This is a genomic window from Streptomyces sp. NPDC088794 (assembly GCF_044750545.1).
Classification (GTDB): Bacteria; Actinomycetota; Actinomycetes; order Streptomycetales; family Streptomycetaceae; genus Streptomyces.
Genome location: NZ_JBIVKB010000017.1, coordinates 38,160 through 59,687 on the forward strand (window position 1 = coordinate 38,160; position 21,528 = coordinate 59,687).

The 21,528-nt window shown below is 71.6% G+C and carries 20 protein-coding genes and 1 pseudogene; 8 read left to right on the forward strand and 13 right to left on the reverse strand.

Annotated elements, in window-relative coordinates:
• The first annotated feature begins 78 nt into the window (after positions 1–78).
• The gene (locus ACIP6U_RS37815) at positions 79–783 is read left to right on the forward strand and encodes a dual specificity protein phosphatase family protein (RefSeq protein WP_401727234.1); all 705 of its coding nucleotides are present in this window, start codon (positions 79–81) and stop codon (positions 781–783) included.
• Between the two features lie 129 nt (positions 784–912).
• On the opposite strand, the gene ACIP6U_RS37820 is transcribed toward ACIP6U_RS37815, so the two are convergent.
• Positions 913–1,167 carry a DUF397 domain-containing protein gene (locus ACIP6U_RS37820; RefSeq protein ID WP_124004405.1) on the reverse strand — a complete coding sequence of 85 codons (255 nt, stop codon included), beginning with the start codon at positions 1,165–1,167 and terminating at the stop codon, positions 913–915.
• The gene (locus tag ACIP6U_RS37825) at positions 1,168–2,028 is read right to left on the reverse strand and encodes a helix-turn-helix transcriptional regulator (protein ID WP_401727235.1); all 861 of its coding nucleotides are present in this window, start codon (positions 2,026–2,028) and stop codon (positions 1,168–1,170) included. It abuts the gene before it with no gap.
• Between the two features lie 227 nt (positions 2,029–2,255).
• On the opposite strand from ACIP6U_RS37825, the pseudogene ACIP6U_RS37830 reads away from it, so the two are divergent.
• The 3 genes and pseudogenes from ACIP6U_RS37830 to ACIP6U_RS37840 form a co-directional block, all read left to right on the forward strand.
• Positions 2,256–2,873, forward strand: a pseudogene (locus ACIP6U_RS37830) (ATP-binding protein); the annotation flags it as partial.
• Positions 2,874–3,505: 632 nt separating this feature from the next.
• Entirely contained in the window at positions 3,506–3,943 is a 438-nt protein-coding gene (locus tag ACIP6U_RS37835; RefSeq protein ID WP_401727236.1) for a hypothetical protein, read from the forward strand.
• Positions 3,944–4,170: 227 nt separating this feature from the next.
• The gene (locus ACIP6U_RS37840; protein WP_401727237.1) at positions 4,171–6,141 is read left to right on the forward strand and encodes an ABC transporter ATP-binding protein; all 1,971 of its coding nucleotides are present in this window, start codon (positions 4,171–4,173) and stop codon (positions 6,139–6,141) included.
• Positions 6,142–6,143: 2 nt separating this feature from the next.
• Here ACIP6U_RS37840 and ACIP6U_RS37845 read toward each other — a convergent pair whose 3' ends face one another.
• From ACIP6U_RS37845 to ACIP6U_RS37860, 4 genes are all read right to left on the reverse strand, one after another.
• Entirely contained in the window at positions 6,144–6,332 is a 189-nt protein-coding gene (locus ACIP6U_RS37845; RefSeq protein WP_124004402.1) for a hypothetical protein, read from the reverse strand.
• A gap of 175 nt (positions 6,333–6,507) precedes the next feature.
• Positions 6,508–7,197: a DUF899 domain-containing protein gene (locus tag ACIP6U_RS37850; RefSeq protein WP_401727238.1), complete on the reverse strand. Its 690-nt coding sequence runs from the start codon at positions 7,195–7,197 to the stop codon at positions 6,508–6,510.
• 109 nt (positions 7,198–7,306) lie between these two features.
• Positions 7,307–8,506 carry a cytochrome P450 gene (locus ACIP6U_RS37855; protein ID WP_401727239.1) on the reverse strand — a complete coding sequence of 400 codons (1,200 nt, stop codon included), beginning with the start codon at positions 8,504–8,506 and terminating at the stop codon, positions 7,307–7,309.
• 65 nt (positions 8,507–8,571) lie between these two features.
• The gene (locus tag ACIP6U_RS37860) at positions 8,572–9,924 is read right to left on the reverse strand and encodes an amidohydrolase (RefSeq protein ID WP_401727240.1); all 1,353 of its coding nucleotides are present in this window, start codon (positions 9,922–9,924) and stop codon (positions 8,572–8,574) included.
• A 136-nt stretch (positions 9,925–10,060) separates the two neighbouring features.
• On the opposite strand from ACIP6U_RS37860, the gene ACIP6U_RS37865 reads away from it, so the two are divergent.
• Positions 10,061–11,011: an endonuclease/exonuclease/phosphatase family protein gene (locus ACIP6U_RS37865; RefSeq protein WP_401727241.1), complete on the forward strand. Its 951-nt coding sequence runs from the start codon at positions 10,061–10,063 to the stop codon at positions 11,009–11,011.
• Here ACIP6U_RS37865 and ACIP6U_RS37870 read toward each other — a convergent pair.
• Positions 10,981–11,784, reverse strand: coding sequence for a class I SAM-dependent DNA methyltransferase (locus ACIP6U_RS37870; RefSeq protein WP_401727242.1), 804 nt, complete (start codon positions 11,782–11,784; stop codon positions 10,981–10,983). The genes ACIP6U_RS37865 and ACIP6U_RS37870 overlap by 31 nt on opposite strands.
• 165 nt (positions 11,785–11,949) lie before the next feature.
• On the opposite strand from ACIP6U_RS37870, the gene ACIP6U_RS37875 reads away from it, so the two are divergent.
• Positions 11,950–13,185: a sensor histidine kinase gene (locus ACIP6U_RS37875; RefSeq protein WP_401727243.1), complete on the forward strand. Its 1,236-nt coding sequence runs from the start codon at positions 11,950–11,952 to the stop codon at positions 13,183–13,185.
• The gene (locus ACIP6U_RS37880; protein WP_401727244.1) at positions 13,182–13,847 is read left to right on the forward strand and encodes a response regulator; all 666 of its coding nucleotides are present in this window, start codon (positions 13,182–13,184) and stop codon (positions 13,845–13,847) included. Before ACIP6U_RS37875 ends, ACIP6U_RS37880 begins: the two co-directional genes overlap by 4 nt.
• Positions 13,848–13,898: 51 nt before the next feature.
• On the opposite strand, the gene ACIP6U_RS37885 is transcribed toward ACIP6U_RS37880, so the two are convergent.
• The 3 genes from ACIP6U_RS37885 to ACIP6U_RS37895 form a co-directional block, all read right to left on the reverse strand.
• On the reverse strand, positions 13,899–15,758 hold the full coding sequence (locus ACIP6U_RS37885) for an FUSC family protein (RefSeq protein WP_401727245.1): 1,860 nt from the start codon (positions 15,756–15,758) through the stop codon (positions 13,899–13,901).
• Between the two features lie 486 nt (positions 15,759–16,244).
• Positions 16,245–16,976 carry a hypothetical protein gene (locus ACIP6U_RS37890; protein WP_401727246.1) on the reverse strand — a complete coding sequence of 244 codons (732 nt, stop codon included), beginning with the start codon at positions 16,974–16,976 and terminating at the stop codon, positions 16,245–16,247.
• Between the two features lie 48 nt (positions 16,977–17,024).
• Positions 17,025–17,837, reverse strand: a complete 813-nt coding sequence (locus ACIP6U_RS37895) for a nucleotidyltransferase domain-containing protein (protein WP_401727247.1) — start codon at positions 17,835–17,837, stop codon at positions 17,025–17,027.
• A 119-nt stretch (positions 17,838–17,956) separates the two neighbouring features.
• Here ACIP6U_RS37895 and ACIP6U_RS37900 point away from each other — a divergent pair, with 119 nt between their 5' ends.
• Positions 17,957–18,421: a GNAT family N-acetyltransferase gene (locus tag ACIP6U_RS37900; protein WP_401727248.1), complete on the forward strand. Its 465-nt coding sequence runs from the start codon at positions 17,957–17,959 to the stop codon at positions 18,419–18,421.
• An 18-nt stretch (positions 18,422–18,439) separates the two neighbouring features.
• Here ACIP6U_RS37900 and ACIP6U_RS37905 read toward each other — a convergent pair whose 3' ends face one another.
• From ACIP6U_RS37905 to ACIP6U_RS37915, 3 genes are all read right to left on the reverse strand, one after another.
• A complete protein-coding gene (locus ACIP6U_RS37905; protein ID WP_401727436.1) occupies positions 18,440–19,396 on the reverse strand; it encodes a glycoside hydrolase family 6 protein in 957 nt (318 codons plus the stop codon).
• A 366-nt stretch (positions 19,397–19,762) separates the two neighbouring features.
• The gene (locus ACIP6U_RS37910; protein WP_401727249.1) at positions 19,763–20,776 is read right to left on the reverse strand and encodes an MBL fold metallo-hydrolase; all 1,014 of its coding nucleotides are present in this window, start codon (positions 20,774–20,776) and stop codon (positions 19,763–19,765) included.
• 31 nt (positions 20,777–20,807) lie between these two features.
• The gene (locus ACIP6U_RS37915; protein ID WP_401727250.1) at positions 20,808–21,527 is read right to left on the reverse strand and encodes an aspartate/glutamate racemase family protein; all 720 of its coding nucleotides are present in this window, start codon (positions 21,525–21,527) and stop codon (positions 20,808–20,810) included.
• Position 21,528 lies beyond the last annotated feature (1 nt).

Genomic DNA, 21,528 nt, shown 5'->3' on the forward strand with positions numbered 1-21,528 from the left:
GTACACGGACAACTCACCCATCACCCACTCGGGTTACCATGCCAAAGCGCCCCCGTCCCCTAGCCCCCCGGGTCGCCCATGGCTGTCACCCTCGCTCCCCCATCCCGACCCGCCCTGCCCCGGGCCCGTCTGCCGCGTCGCGCGCTGCGGATCCTGCTCGCGGTGGTGCTCGGTTACGTCGTCCTGTGGGCGGCCGGTGCGCTCGGCGTGCTGGCGCTGTCGTACTGGGTGCGGTCGGAGACTCCGCCGCCGCCCGGGACCCGTACCGTGCAGGGCATCCACCACTTCCAACCCGTGGACACCGAGGGGAAGTTGTGGCGGGGCGCGGCGCCGTCGCCCGCCGGGTACCGGGAGCTCGCGGGGACGGGATTCACCACGGTCGTCGATCTGCGCGCCGAGGACCTGAGCGCGGCCCAGCTCGCCGAACCGGGCAAGGCCGGGCTGGATGTCGTACGACTGCCGGTTCGCGACGGTCAGACGCCGAGGCCCGAGCAGGTGCGGCGGTTGCTGGACGTGGTCGCGCAGGCGCCCGGGCGGGTGTTCGTGCACTGCGGTGCGGGGGTCGGCCGTACGGGGACGATGGCGGCCGCCTATCTCGTACGGACCGGGGAGCGGTCGCCCGAGGAGGCGGTCCGGCGCAATCTCGCGGTCGGACCGCCGTCGATCGAGCAGATCTACTACGCGCTCAGCCTAGGGACGGGCCGGCTGGAACAACCGCCGTTCCCGGTGGTCGCCGTCAGCCGGCTGGTGGACGCGCCACGACGGATGCTGTCGTGGTTCTGACTCCATAACATGATGCAGCGATTAGTGATCAACTCAGTGTCGAACCAAGGGACTTACGGTACCTGCGGGGGGTTGGTGGGGGGTTGTCGGTGGGACAGCGGCGAAAATCAATGAGCCGGGAAACCGGTCTCAGGACAGCAGGAAGTCCGCCTCACCCGCCTTGGCGCCCTCGATGAAGGCGGTCATCTCGTCGGTGGTGTAGATCAGCGCCGGTCCGTCCGGGTCGGTGGACTGGCGGACGGCGATCCGGCCGTCGGCGAGCTTCATCGCCTCCAGGCAGTTGCCGCCGTTCCCGCCGCTCCACGGCTTGTGCCAGCCCTCGCTTCCCAGCTCCCGCGCGGGCATGCCGTTGTAGACCTGCTTGCGCGGCTTGATGCGATCCATTCACAGCTCCTTGCGGAGATCCCGGAGGATCTCCTTCGTGCGATGTGCCGTAGCGGCCTGCGCCGCCATGCGGTCCATGACCTCGAGATGGGTCGCCACCTCTGCGCGCGCGTCCAGGTAGACGGCGCCGGTCAGGTACTCGCTGTAGACCATGTCCGGCAGTTCTGACATGGCAAATCGGAACAGCACGAAGGGCCCGAACGTGCCGGGGTGCGGCCCGTTGGAGAAGGGCGCGACCTGCAGCGTCACATTGGGCAGCTTCGTGGCGTCGAGCAGCTTGTCGATCTGTGCACGCATCACCTCCGGGCCGCCGACGTGGCGGCGCAGCGCGGTCTCGTCGAAGACGGCCCAGAATCGGGGCGCGTCGGGACGGGTGAGCAGATCCTGGCGTTGTATGCGCAGGGCGACGTGGCGCTCTATGTCCTCGGGCTGGGTCTGGCCTATGGCGCCCGACGTGAGCACTCCGCGTGCGTAGTCCTCGGTCTGGAGGAGTCCGGGCAGGAAGTGCGGGTCGTAGGAGCGGATCAGGCCGGCCGCGCCCTCCAGGCTGACGTACATCGAGAACCAGCCCGGCATGATGTCGTGGAACCGCTGCCACCAGCCGGGCTTGTTGGCCTCCTCGGCCAGCAGGACGAAGGTCTGGGCCTCCTCGTCGGAGACGCCGTAGGACTTCAGGAGCAGCTGGAGGTACGGGATCTTGAGCGAGACCTCGGCCATCTCCATGCGGCGGACGGTGGCGGGGGCGACGCGCAGGACGCGGGCGGCCTCCTCGCGCTTGAGTCCGGCACGTTCCCGCAGGTCCAGCAGGCGGCGACCGAGGACGACCTGGCCGACCGTCGGCGCGGACCGCGGTTCGCTCACGGCTCCACCTCCACTGAGTCCCTTGATCGGCCGGGCGCGGACGGGTCCGGCCGACGCCAGAAGCATGCTGACAGCCCTGCGGCGCCATTCGAAGACCTATTCGAAGATCTGTACGGATATGTACGGATCTCCGGTGATCCCAACTGGCGCCGCTCAACGTGCTGTTGAGCAGTGTGCCACGACCGTCCACACCGTCACACCGCACTCTGCATTTTTCAGAGTGACACTTGCCAAGTGTTCACGGCGGGGCGATAGTGGCAAGCGTGATTCCGTCCGCGCCCTTAGGAACAGACGCCGCCGCAGGCCCCCTCGGCCTCGGTGCCGCCGCGGGAGCAGCGCCCCACGGGGCCGCCGCTGCCGAGCGCCGGTTCCGTTTCGAGCTGGCCGCCCATCCGGGTTCCCCCGCACAGGCGAGACGCCTGGCCAGGGCCCGGTTGACCGGCTGGTCGGTGTGCGAGGACATCTGCGACACGGCGGTCCTGGTGATCTCCGAACTGGTCACCAACGCCATCGTGCACACCGCGAGCAGCCTCATAGTCTGCGAGCTGCACGACGGTGCCGACCTGGTGCGCATAGCCGTGCGTGACGAGGGCTGCGCGCCGGGTGAGCCACACCCGTCTCCGGTCCGGCCCGAGGAGGAGCACGGGAGGGGATTGCTTCTCATAGACGGCCTCTGTCACGCCTGGGGCGCCCAGGAACACGGCCCCGGCCTGCTGGTCTGGGCCGAGCTCCCCCGCAAGGCCGACTCCCCCCGCCACGACTGCGGCCCCTGCAACGACCTCGGCTGGGGCGCCCGCCCCAAGCCCGGTCCCGCGGACGGTCCGGACGAGGAGGGCGAGCCGGAAGGCCACCACATGCTGCCGCTCGGCGGAACGGGGGGCTCGGCGGACGTCCGGGCCCCGTCCCCCGACGAGCGGGCCGACGGACCGGGGGGCGTGGGGGCCCTTCGACCCGACGGCGAGCGCGCCGGTGAGCCCGGGAGCGGCACCGACACCCCGCGGACACAGCTCCATGAGCACGGTCGGGAGGCGGGATCCAGGGGGGTCCCGCCACTCGGCGGAGAGGCTCGCCAGTCGTGGGGCATGGGGACCCCACGACCCGGAGGTCAGGCTCCGGAGTCGTGGGGTGCGGGAACTCCTCGGCCCGGGGGCCAGTCTCCGGAATCGTGGGGCGTGGGAACTCCTCGGCCCGGAGGTCAGGCTCCGGAGTCATGGAGTGTGGGAACTCCTCGGCCCGGGGGTCAGGCTCCGGAGTCGTGGAGTGTGGGAACTCCTCGGCCCGGGGGTCAGACCTCGGAACCGTGGGATGTGGGAACTCCGCGGCCCGGAGGTCAGGCTCCGGAGTCGTGGGGTGTGGGGGCTCCTCGGGTCGGCGGTCCGACTCAGGGAACCTGGGGCGTGGGGGCCCCGCGGGTCGGAGGGACGAGTGACGTGGGGGTTCCTCCGACCGACGGTTCCGGCCGGGATCGAGGGCGGCAGTGAGCGGGACACCCGGCGGCGGCCGGGTACTGAGCCTGGACACGCTGGTCCGTGTCCAGCGGGGGCTGAGCGTGCCGGCCGGATCGCGGCGACTGCCGCTGCCCGTCGGCATGACGGCTCCCCTCGGCTGCGACGCGGTGGCGGCGCCGGCCGAGTTCGGTCCGCTGGTGCTGCCACGACTGCCACGAGTGGGGTGCGTCTACGCCGACGAGGCGCACTGGTGGTGGCTCGTGCCGTCCGACTCCGATTACGCCCTGGAGTGGCCGGCGCCCGCGCAATACACCGCCGGGGCGGTAGTTCCGGACGCCCCGGCGGTCCCCGGCCTGATCCACAAGCCGGACGGCACGCTCCCGTACACCCCGCCGATCCCCCTGTACCTGGCCCTGTGCCGGGTCACGGGGACCACGCCGACCTGGTCACGGCCGGTCAGCGCCTGACGTACCGCTGAGGAGGCCGGGCGGGTGGCACAGGGGGCCGCTCCGCCGGAAGGTCTCGCCGGTGGTTCCTTCGGCTTCGCTCGGGGAAGCCGAAGGAACCCCGTGCACCTCGCAGGGCGTACGCCCGCGCGCCGGTCCCCTCTTGTCCCGCGCCCTCCCCTGCCCCTCTCGCTCCCGCGATAGTTGCCCTTCATCGGCGGGGCTCGGCGGATCGGGGGAACAGGGCGTTGGCCAAGAAGCAGGACAAGGGTGATCCCGAGGTCTCCGAGTCGGAGCGGCTGCTCTTCGGCGGACCGCTGCGGTACGACATGGGCTGGAACCAGTACCGCGAGGCGTTCCTGGAGCTGAACTTCCGGGCGATGGTGACGCGGCTGCCGGCCCTGATGGGGTCGAGCTTCCGGCTGGCCTGGCAGGCCGACCGGCGTGCCGCCCGGGTCGTGATGGGCGCGGAGGTGAGCCGGGGCGCGGCCCAGGCGGTGGGCCTGCTCGCCGTCAACAGCGTGCTGGGGCGGCTCATCGCCGGCGGCCCGATCGCCGACCGGCTGCGCGACGCGGCCCCCGCGCTGATCGCGATGGCCGCCGTCACCCTCGTCGGCGCTCTGCTGCGGGCCGCGTCGACCTACGCCACCGGGCGCCTGGAGCCCAAGGTGGAGCGGGTGGCCACCGAGCTGTATCTGGAGCGCGCGGCGGCCGTGGAGCTGGCCGCGATCGAGGACCACGCCTTCCACAAGCTGCTGGACACCGCCCAGTACGGCGCCGGCTCGGCCCGCCGGATGATCTCGTACGCCACCCGGGTCGTGAACGCGGGCATCTCGCTCATCGCGGCAGCCAGCGTCCTGACCGTGCTGCACCCCGCCCTGCTCCCGCTGCTCGCGACGATGACCCTGCCGAGCGCGTGGAGCGCGCTGACGAATGCCCGACGGCGCTACGAGTCCTTCCACACCTGGGTCCAGCACGCCCGCGCAGGACATCTGATCAGCGGGTTGCTCACCGAACCGGAGGCCGCGCCCGAGATCCGCGTGCACGGCGTCGGCCCCTTCCTGCTGCGCCACTTCCGCGCCATGTCGGAGACGGCCGAGGCCGAACAGGCGCGACTGGCCCGGCTCGCCGCCCGCACCGGGCTGATCGCCGCGGTCTGGACGGGCCTGGCGACCGTGGCGACGTACACGACACTCGGCGGGCTGCTGCTGTCCGGGACGATGGCGCTGTCGGTGGCGGGTACGGCGGTGATCGCGATCCGGACCGGTTCGTCGAGCCTGGACAGTCTCGTCCTGGAGGTCAACGCGCTCCACGAGGAAGCCCTGTTCGTCGGCGATCTCCAGAAGCTGTACGTCGAGGCCGCCGAACGGGCGATCCCGATCGGCGGCGATCCGCTGCCCGAGGACCCGGCGGAGATCCGCTTCGAGAACGTCACCTTCAACTACCCGGGCGAGTCCACCCGCCCCGCCCTCGACGACGTCACCCTCACCCTGCCGCTGGGCCGGATCGTCGCGCTGGTCGGCGAGAACGGCTCCGGCAAGACCACCCTGGTCAAACTGCTCGCGGGCCTGTACACCCCGGACCGGGGCCGGATCCTGTGGGACGGCGTGGACGCGGCGACCGCGGACCGGCACGCGCTCGCCGACCGGGTCGCGATGCTGGCCCAGGACTTCAAGCGCTGGCCGTTCACGGCCCGCGTCAACGTCGCCATCGGCCGCTCCGCCGCGCCCCTCACCGAGGAGCACCTGGCCACCTCGCTCAGCGAGGCGGGCGCCGAGGACGTGGTCGCGGACCTGCCGCGCGGCCTGGACACCCTGCTGGCCCGCAACTTCAGCGGCGGCCACGAGCTGTCCGGCGGCCAGTGGCAGCGGCTCGGCATCGCGCGGGCGGCCTACCGGCGCGGCCGCATCCTGATCGTGGACGAACCGACGGCGGCCCTGGACGCACGGGCCGAGCTGGAGGTCTTCGAGAAGATCCGCGCCCTCGCCTCGACCGGCCAGACCGTCGTCCTGATCACCCACCGGCTGGCATCCGTGCGCCACGCGGACCTGGTGCACGTCCTGGACCAGGGCCGGCTAGCGGAGTCCGGCACTCCCGAGGAGTTACTGGCGGGCGGTGGCATCTACGCCGAGCTGTACCGGCTCCAGGCGGAGCAGTTCACCGCGCCCGTCCCTGTCCAGTCTGTTCAGTCCGTCTCGTCCGTCCGGAAAGGAGGCTGATGTCAGGCCAGCGCGTCCACGGCGCTCTCGCCGCCGCGCACGACCACCAGGAACGTGTCCGTCGCGAGGTCCATCACGACCTCCGCCTGCAGCCCTTCCATGCGTCGCGCCTGCGCGAACTCCTCGGCCGGCCACGAACCCCGCGGCCCGCCCGCGGGAAAGCGCTCGAGCACTGTGCGCCCGTTCACCATCCTGCACCTCCAGAAACGTCGTCTTGCGGGAGTTCCTGTAGGAGTTAACGCCGAACCAGGGGTGAACGCCTCGCCAAGTTGCGGTTCTGAGACGTAGTCGACACACGGGCACTGCGGAGTGTGAGGGTCCCGTCACGAACCGATCATCAATCGATCATCGGCCATACGGAATGTGTCAGTCCTCGTACTCGTCGTGAAACCGGACGCGTTCACTGCCGGCCGGCGCCCCGAGCGCCGAGGCCCGCCCCGCGGGCAGCTCCCACTCCTCCTGCCGGCCCAGCGCGGTCAGGTCCAGGAAGCTCGTGGTCGAGCCGAGGCCGTCGAGTCCGCGCGCGTACGTCGAGTACGTGTGGAAGACGCGCCCCCCGTCCCGCAGGAAGCAGCTGATCCCGGGCCGGTCGACGAGTTCCCCGTTCTCCTCCAGGGTCGCCTCGAAGTCGTGGTTGAAGTCGCCACCGCACGCCGAGTACCAGGGCAGCGCCCACCCCATCCGCGCCTTGAACGGCAGGATTTTCGTGTACGGCGCCCGGGAGACCGCCGCGAACATCGTGCCCCGCGCCTTCAGATGCGCCAAGTGCCCGACCTGGTCGAGGAACCCCGAGCAGCTGCGGCAGCCGGCGTCCCACTCGGGCGCGAACATGAAGTGGTATACGACGAGTTGGGACCGCCCCTCGAACAGATCGGCCAGCGCGGCCTTCCCGTCGCCGCCCTCGAAGACGTACTCCTTGTCGATCTCGACCATCGGCAGCCCGCGCCGCTCGGCGTTCAGCGCGTCCCGCGCGCGGGTGGCCGCCTTCTCCTTGACCAGCAGTTCCTCGCGCGCCGCGCGCCACTGTTCACGCGAGACGATCTCGGGAAGCGACATGGCCCCTCCAGTTGCAACGGTCCGTTCCGCAGAGGTGACCGAGGGGAGGGACGGAACTCATCGGTGCGGCAGAAGTTTTTCTCGCCAGGTCTCGCCAGGTCTCGCCGGGTCAGGAAAGCCCCGGGGATCCGGGAGTTCGGGAGTACGTCACCGGCAGCGCCGTGAGCCCGCGGGCGCGCAGCGAGCGGCGCCAGGTCGGTTGCCCTTCCGCGAGGGCGAGTTCGGGGAAGCGTTCCAGGAGGGCGGCCAGGGCGATCTCGGTCTCGGCGCGGGCCAGGGGCGCGCCCAGGCAGTAGTGGATGCCGTGGCCGAGGGCGAGATGGCCGGAGGCGTCACGGCCGAGGTCGAGGCGGTCGGGGTCGGGGAAGCGGTCGGGATCGCGGTCGGCGGCGGCCAGGGAGACCCAGACGGTCTCGCCGGCCGGGATGGTGACGTCCCCGATGGTCACGTCCTCGACCGGGAAGCGCCGGATGCCGAACAGGGCGGGACCCTCGTAGCGGGCGAACTCCTCGACCGCGCCCGGCAGCAGGGCCGGGTCCTTGCGCAACTCGGCGAGCTGGTCGGGGTGTTGGAGCAGCGCGAGCACCGCGTTGCCGATGAGCTGCACGGTGTTCTCGTACCCGGCGAAGAGGATGAGGAAGGCGAGGGACATCAGCTCGTCCTCGCTGAGCCGGTCGCCCTCCTCGCGCACCGCGATCAGGTCGGAGAGCAGGTCGTCGGCGGGCTCGCATCGCTTGTCCGCCAGGAGTTGGGTCAGATAGCCGAGCAGGGCAACCACCGCCTGCTTGGCAGCCTCGGGCCGGGCCGGGTCCGGGGCGATCAGGGCGTCGGTCCAGACGCGGAAGTCGAGGCGGTGGGTGTCCGGAACGCCGAGCAGGTCGCAGATGACGGTGATGGGCAGCGGCGCGCAGTAGGCGGCGACCAGGTCGGCGGTGCCGTGCGTCCCGAGCGCGTCGAGGAGGCGGTCGGCGGTCTGCCTGATGGGTGTGCGCAGTTGCTCGATCCGGCGGGGCGTGAAGGCCCGGCTGACCAGCCGGCGGACCCGGGTGTGGTCGGGCGGGTCCATGTTCAGCAGGTTGGCGTCGAGCGCGGGCGGCAGCGACAGTCCCTTGTAAGTGCCCGCCGTGGCATGCCTCTTGTCCAGCGAGAGGCGCGGATCGGCCAGCGCCGTCCGCACGTCCTCGTACCGTGTGACCAGCCAGGCGGGCGTGCCGTCCGGACCGGCGATGCGGTGCACGGGCGAGGTGTCGCGCAGCAGCCGGTACGCGTCGTGGGGCTGGTCGAGAAGGCCTTCGGCGAGGTCGTCCATGGGGCCAGCCTATGCGGACCGCACGGGCACCCCGGCGACCGGATCGGGAACGCCTCAGTGCCGCCTCAGGTGTCGTAGTCCTGGATGCGCCGGCCGTGTCCGCGGTCCAGCAGGGCGGGCAGTCGCTCCCCCAACTCCCGTACCACCGACGGGACATCGAGGGTGAGGAGCTGCCGGTCGCGCATCAGGATCCGGCCGTCGACGATCGTGGTGCGGACGTCGGAGGAGCGGGCGCTGTGCACGAGGGTGGCGGCGAGGTCGTGGACGGGCTGGGTGTGCGGTCCGGTGAGGTCGACGAGGACGAGATCGGCGCGGCGGCCCGGGGCGAGGGTGCCGAGGGTGTCGCCGAGGCCGACCGCGCGGGCGCTCTGGAGCGTCGCGTGGTGCAGGGCCTGACGGGCGGTCAGCCAGCGGGGGTCGCCGGTGGTGGACTTCTGGATGAGGGCGGTCAGGGCCATCGACTCCCATACGTCCAGGGAGTTGTTGGAGGCGGCGCCGTCCGTGGCGAGTCCGACGGGGATGCCGAGGTCGTGCAGGGCGCGGACCGGAGTGGTCGTGGGCCAGCCGAACTTGAGGTAGCCGCGGGGCGCGGTCGCCACCGCCGTACGACCGCCCGCTGCTGCCAGTACCGGCAGGTCGCGGTCGAGGATGCCGGTGCCGTGGGCGATGAGGACGTCCACGTCGAGGATGCCCGTGCGGGCCAGGACCTCGATGGGCGTGACGCCGTGGCGGGCGAGGCTCGCCTCGGTCTGGTCGCGGTTCTCGGCGGCGTGGAGGTGGACGGGCAGGCCGTGCGCGCGGGCGAGTTCGGCGGTTGCGGCGAGGTCGGCGTCGTCGACGGTGTAGGGGGCGTGCGGGGCGAGGGCGGTGGTGATGCGGCCGTCGGCGCCGCCCCGGTGTCGTAGCGCGAACTCCAGTGATTTCTCCCGGCCTTGAGGACCCTGGGAGGAGAAGTACGCCTCCCCCAGGTGCGCCCGCAGCCCGCACTCCTCGACCACGGCGGCCACCGCGTCCATGGCGAAGTAGTGGTCCGCGAAGCAGGTCACGCCGGCCCGGATCATCTCGGCACAGGCGAGCCGCGCCCCCAACTCGACATCTTTCTCAGTCAGGTTGGACTCGATCGGCCAGACGACGTCGTTGAACCACTCCTCGGTCGGCAGGTCCTCCGCGACCCCGCGCAGCGCGACCATCGGCGCGTGGGTGTGGCAGTTGATCAGCCCGGGCATGGCCACCTGCCCCCGGGCGTCGACGCGCTCGACGGCCGGCGCCCCCTCGACCGCGGCGGCGGTGGTGACGGACTCGACGAGTCCGTCCCGTACGACGAGGGCCGCGTCCTCCTCGAACCCGATCCGTTCTTGATCGTCGTGCGTGAGGACGGTGCATCCGGTGATGATGAGATCAGCGGGAGACTCGGTCATCCCGCCAACGTACGACGAGGTCGTCGGCGCGTGTGAGCCGAACCGCGCATCCCGTCACGGCCCTGTCCAGGATTCCCCCGGGCGGGGACCCTGGCCTCACCACAGCCCGCCCGACGGCTCCGGAAAGAGGCCCGGCATGCTTCTCGGCACCTGGAACCTGGAGAACCTCTACCGCCCCGGCGGCCCCTCGGGACCCAAGGACAAGGCCGCCTACGACACGAAGCTCGCCGCCCTCGCCGCCGTGCTCACCGCCCTGGACCCGGGGCTGCTCGGCGTGCAGGAGGTCGGCGATCCCGAGGCCCTGGAGGACCTGACCGGCCTGCTGGGCGGCACCTGGCACACCGCGCTCTCGGAGCATCCGGACGGGCGCGGCATCCGGGTCGGCTTCCTCAGCCGCACCCCGCTGGAGGAGCTCGCCGACACGAACGTCTTCCCGGCGAAACTGCGTCCCGTGCAGGAGGACGACTCCGGCGCGCAGGTCGGGGCGGCCGGCCGGGGCTTCCTCGCGGTGGAGACGGTCACCGAGGCCGGCCCGCTGCGGGTGGCCGTCGCCCACCTCAAGTCGAAGCTGCTGTCCTACCCGGGCAACCGTTTCTTCCCCCACGACGAGGGCGAACGCGCCCGCTACGGCGCCTACGCCCTCTACCGCCGCGCCGCCGAGGCCACCACCCTGCGCGCCCTCGCCGACACACTCCTGTCCGGCGACGGCCGCGAGCGGGACGTCGCGGTACTGGGCGACCTGAACGACGAGGTGCAGGCGGCGACCACCCAGATCCTGCTCGGCCCGCCCGGCTCGGAGATCGGCACGGCGGGCTACGACCGCCCGGACCAGGGCGACGCGCTCCGCCTGTGGGACGTGGCCCCGCTGATCCCCGCCGACCAGCGCTACTCCCGCATCAACTCCGGTCGCCGCGAACTGATCGACCACATCCTGGTCAGCCACCGCCTGGTCCACCGGGTGACGGCGGCGGGTACGGGCGTGCCGGGCGAGGGCACGCTGCGGCTGCCGTCGGTGGGGCCGGATCCGGCGGAGCGGCGGGGCGCGCCGGGGTCGGATCACGCGCCGGTGTGGATGCGGGTGGGCTGACTCGGTACGGTGACGCGGATCTTCGACTGACCGTGCGGGAGTTCCTCCCAGTCCGTCATGAAGCGTGCGGTCAGGCCGTGTCGGGCCGCGAGGGCGAGGAGCGTCTCGGTGCGGTAGTAGAAGTCCTCCCGCAGCACCTGGTGTTCCTCCCCCTCCGTACGGTCGAAGGTGAAGTCGAACCAGCCCCCCGGCGCCAACACCCGCCCCACGTTGGCGAGGCACTCCTCGATGACGGGCAGCGGGGAGTGCGAGAAGACGCTGTGCGCGTGGACGACGTCGAAGTGGGCGTCGGGCAGGAAGCCCAGGGTGAGGTCGTGGACGGGCGTCAGGGTGGGGAGCCGCTGCTGGAGACCCATCTCCACGACCGTGTCCTGCGCGGCGACGAGGATGTCCGGCGAGATGTCGATGCCGTAGTAGTGGCCGGCTTCCAGGTGCCGGATGAAGCGCCAGCCGCCGCGCAGGTTGCCGCAGCCGATCTCCAGCATTCGGTGTTCGGGGCGCAGACCGTGGCCGACGAGGTAGTCGAACTGCATCGCGCCGAGCGCCAGCCAGCGTTCGCGGTTGCGGCTGCCGACCGCGTTGTCGGGGTCGGCACGGGTGTCGGAGCGCATCACCGCGCGGTAGTAGGAGACGTGGTCGGGGTGGCGGTGGCCGAGCCACACGTCCCGGGCGGCGCGGGCCAGATGGCGGGGCACCCGGTCGGGGTGGCGCAGGGCGTAGGCGATGCGGTGGCCGAGGGCGGCGCGGTTGGCGGTGAGGTTCTTGGCGGCCATGGGGCGGGTGCCTTTCGAGGTGGCGGTGCGTGCTGTTGCCAGCCTCGGGGCGTGGACGGGACGCGTGGTTCGACCGACAGGCGCTGGTCCGAGGCCGCTTCGGACGAAGGGGATGTCAGCCGATCGGTTGATGCGCCGCCACGCTTCGGGCGTTAGACACGGACCATGGAACACACCGATCCGGACGAGCGCTGGCTGGTCGCGACCGTGCACGCGGCGTTCGTCCTGCTGCTCGGCTCCTCGTTCGTCCGCTTCCTGATGCGCGACGGAGGCGGAGCGCACACCGGTTGGGTCGTGGCCCTCTTCGCCGCCTTCTTCCTCCTCTATGTCCTCGGTCGCGTCCTGACCCCCGCGCCCCGCCCCGGTGCGGCACCGACCGCGCGTCATCTGGTCTGGCTGGGCACGGTGTCAGCGGTGTGGGCCGTCCTCGTGGTCGTGGCGCCGAGCGCCACATGGTGCGCGATGCCGTTGCTGTTCGTCGGGGTGCACACGCTGCCGCCACGGATCGCGGTGCCGCTGGCCGCCGTGCTCACCGCGTTGGTCGTCGCCTCCGAGATCCGTGTCGCGCACGGCACGCTCAACCCGAACATGGTCGTGGCCCCGCCGGCCGTCGCCGCGGTCGCCACCGCCGTACTGGTCCATCTGCAACGGCAGTCGGTACGCCAACGAGTCCTGATCGACGACCTGGTCCGCGCCCGCCGCGACCTCGCCGCCACCGAGCGGCGGGCCGGCGTACTGGCCGAACGGCAGCGGCTGTCCACCGAGATCCACGACACGCTCGCCCAGGGCCTGTCCAGCCAGCGGATGTTGCTCCAGGCCGCCGAGCGGGTGTGGGAGTCGGACCCGGAGGCGGCCCGCGCGCATCTCGGCAAGGCGGCCGGCATCACCTCGCGGGGCCTCACCGAAGTCCGCCGCCTCGTCCACGACTTGGCGCCGGCCGACCTCGCCGAGCACTCCCTGCCCGGGGCGCTGGCCGCGCTGGCGGAACGGGAGAGCGGGCCGGGCCTGACGGTGGAGTTCAAGGAGTTCCGGGAGTTCCGGCTGGACGGCACCCCTGGCCCCCTCCCGGAACGGTCCGAGGCGGCTCTGCTCCGCATCGCCCAGGGCGCGTTGGCCAACGTCCGCGAGCACGCGGCGGCGACCCGGGCCGCGCTGACCCTGACGTGGCTGGACGACCAGGTCTCCCTGGACGTCGCCGACAACGGCCGGGGCTTCGACCCGACCGCCGTGCCACCGACCGGCGTGTCCGACCGGGCGCGCGGCCACGGCCTGCCGGCGATGCGGATCCGGGCACGGCAGTCGGGCGGAACGCTGACCGTGGAGTCGACGCCGGGCGAGGGCACGGTCGTCTCGGCGGCGATCCCCGTGTCCTCCAACATCCTTGAGGAGCAGGTCTCTTGAGCACCACGGGTGAGGCCGGGACCGGTCCGACGAGCACGCCTCCCGTGCGCCTCCTCCTGTGCGACGACCACGCGGTCGTACGGGCCGGACTGCGCGCCCTGCTGTCCAGTGCCGAGGGCATCGAGGTGATCGGCGAGGCGGGCAGCGGGGAGGAGGCGCTGGCGCTGACCGCGCGGCTGCGCCCGGACGTGGTGCTGATGGACCTGCAACTGGGCGAGGGCATGGACGGCGTGACGGCGACGAGAGAGCTGACGTCGGCCGAACCGGCCCCGCGCGTACTGGTGTTGACGATGTTCGACACGGACGCGGACATCACCCGGGCCATCGAGGCGGGCGCCACGGGATATCTGCTGAAGGCGGAGCGCCCGGAGGAACTCTTCGCGGCGATCCACAGCGCCGCGTCAGGCCGTACGGCCCTGTCCGCGCCGGTCGCCGACCGCCTCCTGGCCCGCATGCGCAGCCCGCGCCCCACCCTCTCCGAACGCGAGCACGACATCCTCGGCCAGCTCGCCCGCGGCCTAGGCAACCGCGAGATCGCCCGGGCGCTGTTCATCAGCGAGGCCACGGTGAAGACCCATCTCGGTCGGATCTACGGCAAGTTGGGAGTGGAGACGCGGGCGGGCGCGGTGGCGGTGGCGAAGGAGCGGCGGTTGTTGTGGTGACGGGAGTGGGGCGGGGATGAAGGCCGGCGACCGGGACACCACGTCACGGAATCACCCGGCGAGGGGCAACGCGGGCGGCCGTAGCCCCCGTAGCCCCGTCCGTTCCTGCTCCCGCTCCAACTCGTCGAGGAGTTCGGCGAGTTGCTCGCTGTGCCGGGCCGACAGGTGGCCGGAATCGTCGAGGTGGACGGCGCAGGCGGTCGTGGTGTCCACGAGCCGTTCGAGGGTGGCGACGACCTGGTCGGCGCCGGCCGAGTGCCGGGCGAGGGAGGGCAGTTCGGCGGCGGAGAGGGCGATGGCGGTGCGGGCCTCGGCGAGGGCGCGGTAGGCCTCGCGGCGCAGGGTCCAGCGGGCGGCACGGTCGTCGCTGCCGCTCAGTACGTGGTCGAGGTAGGCGTGCGCGGCGCTACCGGCCCGGGTGAGCCGGGCCCGTACCGTCCCGCCCCGCTGCCCCGGCATCGGCAGATGTCCGACGACGAGCACGATGGCGCAGGCCAGCAGCGTCTCGCCGATCCGTCCCGCGGAGGCCTGCGGTTCGCCGCCGACCATCACCAGGGCGAGCACGAGGACGGTGACGACGGCGGTCTGGGCGGCGAAGTGGCGGGTGGCGACGGGGATGAGGGCACCGCTGACGGCGACCAGCGCGATGAGCCCCTCGGGCCGGGGCAGCACAAGAGCGAACCCGGCGAACAGGAGGGCGCCCAGGACGGTCCCGGCCGCCCGGCACAACACCCGGGAGACGAGCGGCCCGAGGTCAGGCTTGACGAGGAAGACGGCGGTGGCGGGCAGCCAGTACCAGTGCTCGTGCTGCCCGTACCAGCGGGCGTGGTGCAGGGCCTGCGCGGCGGCGACGGCGGCTCCGAAGCAGAGGGCGACCCGCAGCCCATACTCCCGCCCGCCGGCCCCGAAAGCGACCTTGAACAGCCCCCTGACGGACCGCCGCCGGGTGTGCAGGTCGGTCCCCTTCCCCCGGTCGAAGGCCTCGGCGGCGTGCAACAGCGCGTCGTCCAGGGCCCGTAGCGCGGGCGCGGAGCGGTGCGGCGCGGGCAACGGCCCGGTGTGGGTGCTTTCCCGTACGGCGGTGGCGAGCCGGCGCGGTCCTTCGGAGGCCCGTCCGGCCACGGCCTCCCCGCCCCAGGCGAGGGCGGTCGCCGCCTCGGCCAACGGGAGCGCGGCCGCGTACTGCGCGTGCAGCCGCCGCTCGGACGAGGAACTGGCGTACCGCCGGAGCCGGGGCCCGGCGAGGGCGTCCTGCGCGTGATCGAGGGCGGCGGTCAGCGCCGCCCTTCGGGCGATGGCCTCGTCGGTGCCGACGGCGTCGAGGAGTTCGGCGACGGCGTCGTACACGGCGGCGACGGCGGCGCGTTCACCGTCGAAGCGGAAGTCGTCGGCGATGGCGCCGGGGGTCGGCAGCACCAGCCGCAACGCCACCAGCCAGCCGGCACCGGCGAGGAACGCGAGGGCACGCTGCCAGCCTTCTTCTGGCAGGGGCATACCGGCACCGATCGCGGAGGCGACGAGCAACTGCGTACCGGCACCGGAGGCGACGGGCCCAACTGCGCTGATCGCACCGGCTATCAGACCGATCCCGGTGAACAGAAGGGTGAGCACCACGGCACCCACATGCTCCCCCGCGTACGTCCCCACCAGCATCCCGCCGGCTCCCGCGAGCGCCGGCACCCCGATCCGGCGCACGGACGCCCGCCGGCTGCCCGGCCGGTCGTTGATCCCGGCGAGCATGGCGGCGATGGCGGCGACGACACCGAGGGAGGTGCGGTCGAGGAGAACGGCGGCGAGGAGGAGAGGGCCCGCGGACAACGCCCCGCGGGTGACGGCACTCCAGGGGACGGGGCCGCGTTGGGTGCGCAGGGCGTGGGCGAGCCATGGGGGGACGGGCGCGGTGCGGGACACGTTCCTCACCGTAGGACGCGTGAGGGGAGAGAACGGGACGTCGGCATTTCAGGAATGTGACGATCGACGGGAGGGCGAGTTCTTTATGTACGAAACCCTGAAGCACCTCACCGCGGCTCGCGGCAAAAGAAGGTGGACCCGGGGGCGTAGCCTGCCCCCGGGCCCTGTGAGGCCGCCCACATTCACACGCCGGTCCGCTTTGGGGTCCAGGTCAGTCATCATGTCGTCGCGTCCTGCCTTTGGACCACCGCACATCGAGCTGCGCGGACTGGACTTGAACCAGTATTTCGACGACGTGGGGGCCTGGGCCCGATGGATCCGGCGATGGACGGCGAATACTGAGTCTGGAGCGATAGTCTGAGATTGATTCATCACGACAAGCTTCAGCATCAGCTTTGCGCTCTTCGCGCACCCCGGTCACAAGGACCGGGGAGTCTCATATTTCAAAGGCAAGTATCAAAGGCCTGAATGATACTGGCCCACTGGCTACTGGAAGAGAAATCCGAACACGGCGTCCCCGACCCGCTGATCGACGACCTCGACCCCGTTCGCCTCCTCCCGCGCGAACTTCACCGCCTGCTGCAACTTCTCGACCCGGTCGAGGAGTTCGTTGACGCGGCGGGCGGGCAGCGCACCGGAGAACTTCACGGTCGTCCAGTACCCGACGGGTATGTCCTCGTAGTAGACCTCGACCTGCGCGGGATGCTTCTCGGTGGCCTCGGCCTTCACGTGGTTGCGAGGCACCTTCTTGGTCCGCAGAGTCCGTACGGCTTCCGTCTTCCACGCGTCGGTGGACGGGTCCTGCACCCAGAACTCGGAGGCGTCGAGAACGGGCAACCTCCGCACAAAGGCGTTGAGTTCGGCGAGCTGCTTCTCCAGAAAGAGCAGATACGACACCGGCACACCGGCGACGACCACCCGCCCGTCCACCGTCACATCCGCCCGCGCCTCGCAGTTTGCCCAGTCCTTGGTGGCGGTCACGTCGAACAGTCGCGTAAGCGTCGCCGCGGTCTCCCGCAACACCCCTTCGGCCTGCACCTGGACCCGGGTCGACTCGGGCGGCAACTGCTCGCCCTCCTCGTCCTTCGGCTGATAGGTCCGCGAGATACCGGCCAGAAGCGCGGGCTTCTGCAGCCCGTGCTGAGCGGCCGTGAGGTCCTGGTGGGCCTTGGATTTGATGCCCTTCTCCACTGCGATGATCTGATTGAGTTTCGCCACGAGAATGAAGCTAGCAGCGGCAACTCCCGTAATGCGAAAGGTTTTCCGTCAGTCGCCGAATGCATCGGCGACGGCCCGGAAGAGCGCCTCGGCATTGTCGACCGCCCGGGCCAACACCTCCGGCTCCGGTTCCGCTCCCCATCCACCGAGCACCCCGTCGATACCCCGCAGCCCGGCCCGTTCCAACAACCGCTTCTCGTTCGTCACCCACTCCCCCCGCGCGGCCAACACGCCGTGCCCGGTCTGAACAGCAGCCGTGGCAACGGCCCCCGCAACCTCGGTGAGCCGACCGTGCGGGACGTGATTGGCCTTCGTATAGGCGAGGGTGACGCGTGCGGTCCCGAACCAGCGCTCGGCGGCGGAGACACGCAGCGCCTCCGGATACCGTTCGGGCCGCGGCACTTCCCCCTCCCCCCTCAACACCTGATTGATCGCCAACTCGGCGACGATCAGGTAGGTGGGAATCCCCGCGAGATGAAACAACAACGGCTCCACCCGGAACCGCCCCTTCTCCGCCTCCGCCACCTCGTGCTCGACGACGTCGAGATCGCGATAGTGCACGTCGACGCGCCGCCCGTCGACGGTCAGCCACGCGCCCCCGTTGAACACCCCACCACCCCACCCACCGACCTCGGAGACCTCGCCCTCCCACCCCACAGCCCGAAGATCCGCCGGATCGAAGGAGCCGCGGTAGTAGACGGCCATGTCCCAGTCACTGTCGGGGCGGTGCGTGCCCTGTGCGCGAGAACCACCGAGGGCTACGGCACGGACGGTGGGCAGGTCGGCGAGGCGATCGGCGACGGCGTCGAGGAAGGCCTGGTCATCTCTGCTCGTGTCACCGTCACCGCTCATGTCAGCCATGACAGCAGCCTGCCCCTCGCCGGCCCGTCCGTGCCACGCGTTATCAGTGGCACGCCTTGGCAGCGTGGTCGTCCTAAAAATGGGGTGAGGTGCGCGCACCGGCCCCCTAGGGTGCCCGCATGCACAGCGACCCGGATCCCCAAGTGGCGCTCCGTCGAGCCACCGCCCCCGACGCCCGACCCGCCGCCGACGTCTGGCTCCGTTCCTTCGCCGCCGCGCTGCCGACCGTCGTCAGTCCACGGTCCGCCGATGACGTGCGGGGACATTTCCGGGACGTGGTGGTGCCGTTTCGGGAGACGTGGGTCGCGGATGCCGGGGGGACGGTCGTCGGGGTGATGGTCGTCAAGGGGGACGAGCTCTCCCAGCTGTACCTCGAACCCGACTGGCGTGGGCGCGGGATCGGTGACCTGTTCGTCGGGCTGGCCAAGGAGCGCAGTCCGCGCGGGCTGACCCTGTGGACCTTCCAGGTCAACAAGCCCGCCCACCGCTTCTACGAGCGGCACGGCTTCGTCGCCGTCGAGTACACGGACGGGAGCGGGAACGAGGAGCGGGAGCCGGATGTGCGGTACGTGTGGCAGCCGTAAGGCTTTTCCCCGCTTGCCTCAACGAGGCTTCCCCGTCGCCGCGTTGCGCGCCAGTTCCAACGCGTACGTCGGCCACCACTGACCCGCCGCCGGACCACCCCGGCACGTGCCGTCGGACTCACCCGGGCGTTTGATCCACAGGTAGGCGTCCAGAAGGGCGTTGGCCGTGCGGGTCGTGGGTGGGGTGCCCAGGGCGCGGCCCGGGGGGTTGCACCAGGCGTCCGTGCCGGTGGCGGCGGTGTTCGGACCGTTGCCGTTGCGGCTGGTGTCGATGACGTAGTGCTTGCCGCCGAGATCCTTCGACAACCAGTCCCCGTACGTCGAACTCGCCGCGCTGGTCTGGAAGTTGGAGACGTTCAGCGCCACGCCGTCGGCTCGGGCCACGCCCGCCGACTTCAGCGCGGCGACCAGGCGCCAAGCCTCCGGGATCCAGGCGGAGTTGCCCGCGTCGAGGTAGACGTGGGTGTGCGGTTGCCGCTTGAAACGGTCGACCGCGTACGCGAGCAACGCGTACCGCTCGGTCGCCGCCACCCGCGTGCAGCCCGCCACCACCTGCGCGACCGCGTCCGGTTCGACGATCACGTACGCGCCCCGGTCGCCCAGCGCCGTCGCGAACTGGTCCGCCCAGGCACGGTAGTCGGCCGCCGTGGGGGCACCGCCCACCGAGTACTGGCCGCAGTCGCGGTTCGGGATGTAGTACGCCACCAGCACGGCGAGTCGGCCCGCACGCTCGGCCGCCGTGGTGCGGGCGCGGACCACCGGACCGGGGTCCGGGCCGTTCAGCCACTCGGCCTGGGGGTGGTCGGCGATACGGTCCATGAGAGCGGCGTCGGCCGTCCGGCCCTGCCCCCGCCACTCGGCGGACTGCCTGGCGGCGCGCGAGTCGGGGTCAGTCCACAGGTCCGGCGACGGCTCGGCGGCACTGCGGGAGGCGCCCGTGCAGCACAGGCCGGCCAGCAGCGCCGCCAGCAGCATCCGCGGCGCGGACCCGGACCCCGACCCCGTCGGTCGAGCGGGCAGGTTCCTGAACACTGGCTTCTCCGTCCCCGGCACGACTCGCTCGTCCTGACGGGAGTCTGCGGGTACGGCTCCGCACAGCCCTGCGCATCACCGGGCAGGTCGTCGGAAAATCACCCCGACGGCGGTCGTCGCCACCTAGGGGCTGTCGTTTGGATCAGCCCGGCGTCGCGGGCCCTGGCACGCACATCTGCGGCGTTGTCGTCGGTTGTCGACGCTCCGCGTCGCCGCCCTCCTCCGCCTTGCAGCTGCACGCACCAGACCCCGCTCGGCTCGGCCAGGAAGCACCGCACCTCACAGCCGGCCTGATCCAAACGACAGCCCCTAGTCCCTGCCGTCGGCCTGCCCGGCCCCCACAGTCTGCCCAGCGCGTCCGCTCCCTGGCCCCCGGTGCTCGTACGCCCAGGCCGCCGCCTGCGCCGACAACTGGACGAGGTTCGGCTCGGAGGTGTCGCCGTCGAGGTGGCGGTATTCGACGGCGGTGAGGATGACGACGCGTTCGGGCAGGCCGAGGTGGTCGTGGAAACCGGTCGCGAGGATGTCGGCGGCGGCCTCGACGGCCGGGACGCCCGCCGCATGGTGGGCGTGGACGAGCGCTTCGAGTTCGCGGAGGTAGGCGACGTACGCCCGGACGTCCTGCGGGGTCATCAGCGAGCCGTGGCCGGGGACGACGACCTCGGGGTCGAGGGCGAGGACCGTCTCGCAGGCGGCCACGATCGCGGACAACGGGCCGTCCCAGTGCACGGGATGGTCGTCGGCGAACAGTACGTCCCCGGCGCAGACGACCCGCCGGTCGGGGAAGTGGACGATCAGGTCACCGGCCGAGTGTGCCGGTCCCACTTCGATCAACTCGGCCTCGATGGCGCCCACTTGGAGGTCGTGCCGGCCGGAGAAGGTGGTGGTGGGCGGGACGGTCTCCAGGTCCTCGTACCGGTACCGGCCGAAGTGCTCGCGGGCGTACCAGCCGAGGGGTTCGTCGGGCGGTGTCTCGTGCGTGAGGAAGTGCATCTGCTGGGGTGACGGTTCGCGGCACAGGTGCTCGGCGCTGGCCCGGGTGGCGATGATCTCGGCGCCGGGGAAGCAGCCGTTGCCGAAGGTGTGGTCGCCGTTGACGTGTGTGTTGACGATCGTCCTCACAGTGGCGTCGACACCCAGGGCCCGGCCGGCCGCCGCGATCAGCGCCTCCGTCATCGGCCGGTCGTAGGGGGTGTCGACCAGCGCCGCCTGCTCGCCGGACGTGATCAGCAGACAGTTCGCGAAGCCCCAGGTGCCGACGTGCCGCGGCGCCCACAGGTGGAGCCCCTCGGCAACCGGAACGAGTCCGTCAGGAAGGTTCATGCCCTCATTCTGACCTCACGACTTCACGCCCTCACGGGTCACCCCCGCCCCAAACCCGCCGCTTCACCAACGGCCGCGCATAACCCCCCGCCCGACTCGTCGACAACCCCAACTCGACCAAGGACTCGGCGAGTTTGACCGCGGCCCCCACGCCGTCGACGACCGGCAGGCCCAGCTTCTCCCCAACCACCCTCTGCAGCCCCGTCATTCCGGCGCACCCGAGCACCAGGACCTCCGCCCCCGCCGCCCGCGCCCGCTCCGCCGCCGCCACGAACGCCTCCTGCGTGCGGTCCGGGTCGCCCAGGTCGAGGACACCGAGGCCCGTGCCGACGACGGCGGCGCAGTTGCGGCCCACACCGGCCAGTTCCAGGCTGTCCTCGATCTGGCCGCAGGAGCGCTCAAGGGTGGTGACGACGCCGTACCGGCGGCCCAGCAGACACGCCAGATGGGCTGCCGCCTCCGTGATGTCGACCACGGGTACGTCCACCAACTCCCGTACGCCTTCCCGCCCGTGCTCCCCGAAGCCGGCCAGCACGACGGCGTCGTAGGCGGGGCCCTCGTAGGTGCGCAGGAGGTCCATGACGGCCGCCGCCGAGAGGTAGCTGTCGAGCCAGCCCTCCGCCGACTCGGGGCCCCAGGCAGGGGTCAGACCGGTCACGGAGGTGCCCGGGCCTGCGGCGGCCCGGGCACCTCGTACGATCTCCTCGGTCATCTCCTGCGTGGTGTTGCAGTTGGTGACGACGATCCGCACT

Bases quoted from the DNA above. Each gene is read 5' to 3' on its own strand.
- ACIP6U_RS37895 (WP_401727247.1), bottom strand. From the start codon at position 17,837: ATGGCTGACATGAGCGGTGACGGTGACACGAGCAGAGATGACCAGGCC.
- ACIP6U_RS37850 (WP_401727238.1), bottom strand. From the start codon at position 7,197: ATGTCGCTTCCCGAGATCGTCTCGCGTGAACAGTGGCGCGCGGCGCGC.
- ACIP6U_RS37860 (WP_401727240.1), bottom strand. From the start codon at position 9,924: ATGACCGAGTCTCCCGCTGATCTCATCATCACCGGATGCACCGTCCTC.
- ACIP6U_RS37910 (WP_401727249.1), bottom strand. From the start codon at position 20,776: ATGAACCTTCCTGACGGACTCGTTCCGGTTGCCGAGGGGCTCCACCTG.
- ACIP6U_RS37820 (WP_124004405.1), bottom strand. From the start codon at position 1,167: ATGGATCGCATCAAGCCGCGCAAGCAGGTCTACAACGGCATGCCCGCG.
- ACIP6U_RS37905 (WP_401727436.1), bottom strand. From the start codon at position 19,396: ATGCTGCTGGCGGCGCTGCTGGCCGGCCTGTGCTGCACGGGCGCCTCC.
- ACIP6U_RS37900 (WP_401727248.1), top strand. From the start codon at position 17,957: ATGCACAGCGACCCGGATCCCCAAGTGGCGCTCCGTCGAGCCACCGCC.
- ACIP6U_RS37870 (WP_401727242.1), bottom strand. From the start codon at position 11,784: ATGGCCGCCAAGAACCTCACCGCCAACCGCGCCGCCCTCGGCCACCGC.
- ACIP6U_RS37865 (WP_401727241.1), top strand. From the start codon at position 10,061: ATGCTTCTCGGCACCTGGAACCTGGAGAACCTCTACCGCCCCGGCGGC.
- ACIP6U_RS37855 (WP_401727239.1), bottom strand. From the start codon at position 8,506: ATGGACGACCTCGCCGAAGGCCTTCTCGACCAGCCCCACGACGCGTAC.
- ACIP6U_RS37875 (WP_401727243.1), top strand. From the start codon at position 11,950: ATGGAACACACCGATCCGGACGAGCGCTGGCTGGTCGCGACCGTGCAC.
- ACIP6U_RS37815 (WP_401727234.1), top strand. From the start codon at position 79: ATGGCTGTCACCCTCGCTCCCCCATCCCGACCCGCCCTGCCCCGGGCC.
- ACIP6U_RS37845 (WP_124004402.1), bottom strand. From the start codon at position 6,332: ATGGTGAACGGGCGCACAGTGCTCGAGCGCTTTCCCGCGGGCGGGCCG.